Here is a 1,744-nt window from a genome sequence, read left to right as displayed (position 1 = left end):
CGTCGCGCCGGGCACCGTCGGCAGCGACAGGCAGGCCGTGGTCGTGCGCGCGGCCGCCGCCGCCCCGTCCGCCGCGGCCGCCGCCGCCATCCGCGCCGCCGGCACCAAGCTCGGCGTCCCGTACACCTGGGGCGCGACCGGCCCGAGCACGTTCGACTGCTCCGGCCTCACGCAGTGGGCCTACCGGCAGGCCGGGGTCACCATCCCCCGCACGTCGCGCCAGCAGTACGCCGGCCTGACGAAGGTCCCGGTGTCCGCGCTCCTGCCAGGGGACCTCGTGTTCTACGCGAACGGCTCCTCGCCCGGGTCGATCCACCACGTCGCCATCTGGCTCGGCGACGGGCTCATCCTCACCGCGCCCAAGAGCGGCGACGTCGTGAAGATCAGCGCCGTGTGGAGCAAGCCCCTCTACGGGGCGGTCCGGCCGGTCGGATAGGCGCGCCGCCCCGGTCCGAGGCCGTCCCGCCCCGGCGCCCCCCTACAGTGGTCCGTCGGCAGCCCGGCGTCGGCCCGACGGTCGTGGGGCCGAGGAGAGCGACGACCCTGGAGGCGCGTGGTGGACCGCATCGGACCGGGCACGCTGCTGGCGGGCAGGTACCGGCTCGAGGAGCAGGTCCAGACCGACCCTGTCACCACGCTGTGGCGTGCCGAGGACACGACGCTCGAGCGTCCGGTCGGCGTCCGCCTGCTCCCCGCCGACCACCCCCGGGCCCAGCCGACGCTGGACGCCGCGCGCCGCGTGGCCCTCGTCGACGACGCCCGGCTGCAGCGCGTGTTCGGCGTCGGCGTGGAGGTGGGCGCCGGCTACGTCGTCCTGGAGTGGGTGACCGGGCAGGACGCGACCGCGCTCGCCGGTGACGTCACCGAGCAGGAGGCCCTGCGCGTCGTGGTCGAGGCGGCCGAGGCCCTGCGCACCGCCGCCTCGCGCCAGCTGCACCACGGTCGGCTCGGCCCACGACAGGTCGTCCGGGCCCCCGACGGGCGCGTCCGCGTGCTGGGGACCGCGGTCGACGTGGCTGCCGTGGGCCAGGCGACCCCGGCCGCCGCGGCACGCCCCGAGAGCCGGGACGTCCGTGACCTCACCGCGGTCCTGTACGCCCTGCTCACCGGCCGGTGGCCGTTCGGCGCCACCGACGGGACGGCCGCCGCCCCCACCGAGAAGGGCCGGCCCGTGGGCGTGCGGGCCCTGAGCGGGCAGGTCACGGAGACCCTGGAGACCGTCGTCGCCGAGGTCCTCGCCGGCACGGGGCCCGAGACGCTCGACGGGCTCGTCCAGCGCCTGCACGCCGTCCGCGAGGGGCGTGCGGGTGCGCCGGGTGAGGCTGGGGAGACCCCGGCCCCCCGGTCCTCCGTCAGCCGTGATCGCGTCGCCCCGCCAGTTGGCGCTGCTGCTCCGGGGACCGCTGCTGGTGCCAGCGCTGCCGGTGCCCTCGCTGCCGGTGCCGCCGGTGCGGGTGCGGCGGGTGCGGCCGGCGCCGCCGCCACTGCTGCCGGAGCGGCTGGCGGTGATGGCGGGCCTGTCGTCACCCCGGCTGGCGCCCACCCGGGCGAGGGCCGCACGGCGGCCGCTCCCGCCTCCTCCGTGCCTGCGACGACCCGCGACGGGTCGGCGCAGAGGGACGACGACGGGGACACCGACGTCCTCCCGACCGTCGGTGGGTCCGCGGGTACGTCCGACGCGGGCAGCCGCGCACGCGCCGGAGGGCGCGTGGCCGGCGGGCTCGCGGCCGGCGGGCTCGCGGGC

Annotated in this window: 2 protein-coding genes; both read left to right on the top strand. The window is 78.4% G+C overall.

The genetic code is table 11. The features are described from left to right. The coding region (locus WCS02_RS20135; protein ID WP_340296085.1) for a C40 family peptidase at positions 1-436 on the top strand (436 nt) is incomplete at its 5' end. A 117-nt stretch (positions 437-553) separates the two neighbouring features. After that, on the top strand, positions 554-1,744 hold a 1,191-nt coding region (locus tag WCS02_RS20130; RefSeq protein ID WP_479688813.1), incomplete at its 3' end, for a protein kinase family protein.

The sequence above is a fragment of the Aquipuribacter hungaricus genome, from assembly GCF_037860755.1.
Classification (GTDB): Bacteria; Actinomycetota; Actinomycetes; order Actinomycetales; family JBBAYJ01; genus Aquipuribacter; species Aquipuribacter hungaricus.
The sequence above is the reverse complement of the archived record's forward strand: the minus strand, read 5'-3'. Positions and strand labels throughout refer to the sequence as shown.